Source organism: Streptomyces panacea, from assembly GCF_040560175.1.
GTDB classification, from domain to species: Bacteria; Actinomycetota; Actinomycetes; order Streptomycetales; family Streptomycetaceae; genus Streptomyces; species Streptomyces panacea.
The window spans coordinates 1-3,705 of the sequence record NZ_JARJHW010000327.1 but is presented as its reverse complement, the minus strand read 5'-3'; the positions used below and the strand labels follow the sequence as shown (position 1 = coordinate 3,705).

Here is a 3,705-nt window from a genome sequence, read left to right as displayed (position 1 = left end):
TGTGTATAAGAGACAGGGTGTGGCTCGTGCGATTTCAGCAGGGGGAAGTGGGAGCAGGCGCACGATGCCGGGAGGAGGGGCGGGCAGCCAGGCTGGGGTTCTACCCAAGATCAGATCTGGAGACCCCGAACTCGTGGCTACTTTCCTCTACCGCCTGGGCCGTACGGCCTTCCGGCGGCGCTGGTCCGTCCTCCTCGTGTGGGTGGCCCTCCTCCTCGCCGTCGGTGCCGGCGCCGCCACGGCGCCCGCCGCCAAGGAGGACGGCTCCTTCATGCCGGGGATCGAGGCGCAGAGTGCCTTCGATCTGATGGAGCAGCGCTTCCCCGGATCGAACTCCGAGGGGGCCGACGCCCGGATCGTCTTCGTGGCCCCCGACGGACAGAAGATCACCGCGGCCGACCACCGGGCGGTCATCGACGAACTCGTGGCAGAGGTCGGCGGGGGTGCCCAGGTCGACCGGGCGGTGAGTCCCTTCCGGGCCGACGCGGTGAGCGAGGACGCCTCGACCGCGTACGCGACCGTCGGTTACAAGGTGAAGGCGGACGACCTCACCGACGCCACCAAGAGCACGCTGGAGAACGCGATCGACGTCGCGCAGCAGCGGGGCTTGACGGTCGAGGCGGGCGGAACCGCGCTCGCGACCCAGCCCGCCGCGGGCGGCATGGCGGAGGGCATGGGTGTGGCTCTCGCGGCTGTCGTACTGCTGGTCACGTTCGGTTCGCTGGCCGCGGCCGGGCTGCCGTTGCTCACCGCGGTCATCGGTGTCGGCATCAGCATGGCCTCGATCCTGGCCCTGGGCAGCACCTTCGGGCTGTCCCTCACGACCGGCACGCTGGCCTCCATGCTGGGGCTCGCGGTCGGTATCGACTACGCGCTGTTCGTCGTCTCGCGCTACCGCGAGGAACGGGCCAAGGGGCGTACGCCGCAGGAGGCGGCCGGGCTCGCGGCGGGAACCGCCGGTTCGGCGGTCGTCTTCGCCGGGCTCACGGTCGTCATCGCGCTCGCCGGTCTCACGGTGGTCGGAGTGCCCATGCTGACCAAGATGGGCCTCGCCGCGGCCGGAGCGGTCGTGATCGCCGTACTCGTCGCGCTGACGCTGGTCCCGGCGCTGCTCGGGTTCTGGCCGGACGCGGTCCTCTCACGCAAGACCCGCAAGACCCGCAAGGCCCGCGAGACACACGCGAGAAGCGGCATTCCGGCAGTCAACGGCGGTACCCGCTGGGCCCGTTTCGTACTGCGCCGCCCGGTCGCGGTCCTGCTGGTCGGTGTCGCCGCCCTCGGAGCCCTCGCCCTGCCGGCGACGGATCTGCGGATGGGCATGCCCGGCGAGGAGTCCAAGCCGGTCTCCACGACCGAACGCCGCGCCTACGACGCGCTCGCCGACGGCTTCGGCGCCGGCTTCAACGGTCCGCTGACCGTCGTGGTGGACGCCGAGGGCGCCCCCGACGCGAAGGCCGCCGTCGCCACGATCACCAAGGAGGTCGGCGGCACCGAAGGGGTCGTCTCCGTCTCGCCCGCCCGGTTCAACCCCTCGGGCGACACCGCGATCTTCTCCGCCGTGCCGGCCGACGGCCCGAGCGAGGAGACGACGAAGGATCTCGTCCACACCATCCGCGGCGAACGTTCCGCGATCGAGGTGTCCAGCGGCGCCACGTTCGAGGTGACCGGCAGTACGGCGATGAACATCGATGTCGCCCAAGCGCTTCAGGACGCGTTGATCCCGTACCTCGCCGTCATCGTCGGCCTGGCCTTCGTCCTGCTGCTCGTCGTCTTCCGCTCCGTACTCGTCCCCGTCAAGGCCGCCCTAGGGTTCCTGCTCTCCGTCCTGGCCGCTCTCGGCTCCGTCGTGGCGGTCTTCCAGTGGGGCTGGGGCGCCGAACTGCTCGGTGTCGAGCAGGCCGGCCCGATCATGAGCCTCATGCCGATCTTCCTGGTGGGCATCGTCTTCGGTCTCGCCATGGACTACGAGGTCTTCCTCGTGGCCCGCATGCGGGAGGCTTACGTGCACGGGGACCGGCCGGCCGAGGCGGTCGTCACCGGATTCCGCCACAGCGCGCGCGTCGTCGTCGCCGCCGCGCTCATCATGATCGCCGTGTTCTCCGCCTTCATCGCCTCCACCGAGCCGATGATCAAGAGCATCGGATTCGGTCTCGCCGTCGCCGTGCTCTTCGACGCCTTCGTGGTCCGCATGGCACTCGTGCCCGCGGTGCTCGCGTTGCTCGGCGACCGCGCCTGGTGGCTGCCCCGCCGGCTCGACAAGTTGTTGCCGAACGTCGATGTGGAAGGCGCGGCACTCCAGTCGCCGCCACCTGCGGTCGAGCGGCACGACGAGACCATGGAGCCGGTACGTATGTGAACGACCCCGACCCCGACCCCGACCCCGACCGAAGTCGACCGAACCGACCTCGACCCCGACCGAACCCGACCCGGTATCCGGCGGACAGGCCCCAGGCCCTGTCCGCCGGATCGCACCGCAGGACCGACCGGAAGTGAGACCGATGAACCCACAGTCATGGGGCCGCGCGGGCGCGCCTCCCCGCCGGGTGGACCTCATGGTGGTCCTGGGGCTGTTGGCGTTCTCCATCGGCGGAAGCGTGTTCACCGGCCTGGTCTTCGACACGCGGGCCGGTATCTGGCCCGCGGTGCTGCTGTCGGTGATCGGCTGTGCCGCCCTCTACTGGCGCCGGAGCCTGCCCCGTACCGTCGTGGCCGTCACCGCGCTGTGCGCCGTGGTCGAGAGCTCGCTCGGATATCTGCTCACGCCCCTGCTGCAAGGCCCGCTCATCGCGGCGCTGTACTCGCTGGGCCTGCTCACCGACCGCAGGAACACCCGCGTCTGCGCCCTCCTGACCGCCGCGCTCATGGTCGTCACCGGTCTCTTCGCCGACCCGGGCCGGCACGATCCGCTGCTCACGACGGTCAATCCCATCGCCTGGGTGCTCCTGCCCGCAGTCCTGGGCAGTGCCGTACAGCTGCGCCGCGCGTACTTCGCCGCCGTGCACGCCCGCGCCGACCACGCCGAACGGACCCGTGAAGAAGAGGCGCGCCACCGGGTCGCCCAGGAACGCATGCGTATCGCCCGCGAGCTGCACGACGTGGTCGCGCACCATCTGGCCCTGGCCAACGCCCAGGCCGGTACCGCCGCGCACCTGGTGCGCGCCCATTCGGACCAGGCCGGCGCGATGCTCGACAGCCTGCGGGAGACCACCGCGTCGGCGCTGCGCGAGATGAAGGCGACCGTGGGGCTTCTGCGCCAGGACAACGAGTCCGAGTCGCTCGGGCCCGCCCCCGGACTCGCTCAACTCGGCGAACTGACGGCGGCGTTCGCCACCGCGGGTCTTGTCGTCCGGACCGAGGTCGAAGGCGAGCCCCGGCCCCTGCCGGCCGGGGTGGACCTGAGCGCGTACCGGATCGTGCAGGAGGCCCTGACCAACGTCACCAAACACGCCGCCACCGCGACGGCGGACGTCCGCCTCGCCTATTTTCCGGACCATGTGACGCTGACCGTCAGCAACGACGATGACGATGCCGATGTCGCTCCGTTCGCATCCGCATTCGCATCCGCACCCGCCTCCGCATCCGCGCCCGACCCGGGACACGGCTTCGGGCTCGTCGGCATGCGGGAACGCGCCCACTCCGCCGGCGGGACCCTGCACGCCGGCCCCCGCCCGGCGGGCGGCTTCGAAATCACCTGCACCCTGCCCC

Annotated in this window: 2 protein-coding genes; both read left to right on the top strand. The window is 70.9% G+C overall.

All coding sequences use genetic code 11. From position 1 onward, the window contains the following. The first annotated feature begins 133 nt into the window (after window positions 1-133). Window positions 134-2,356 carry an MMPL family transporter gene (locus P3L51_RS35490; RefSeq protein ID WP_354609487.1) on the top strand — a complete coding sequence of 741 codons (2,223 nt, stop codon included), beginning with the start codon at window positions 134-136 and terminating at the stop codon, window positions 2,354-2,356. A 142-nt stretch (window positions 2,357-2,498) separates the two neighbouring features. After that, window positions 2,499-3,705: sensor histidine kinase (locus P3L51_RS35485; protein ID WP_354609486.1), on the top strand; the 1,207-nt coding region annotated here is incomplete at its 3' end.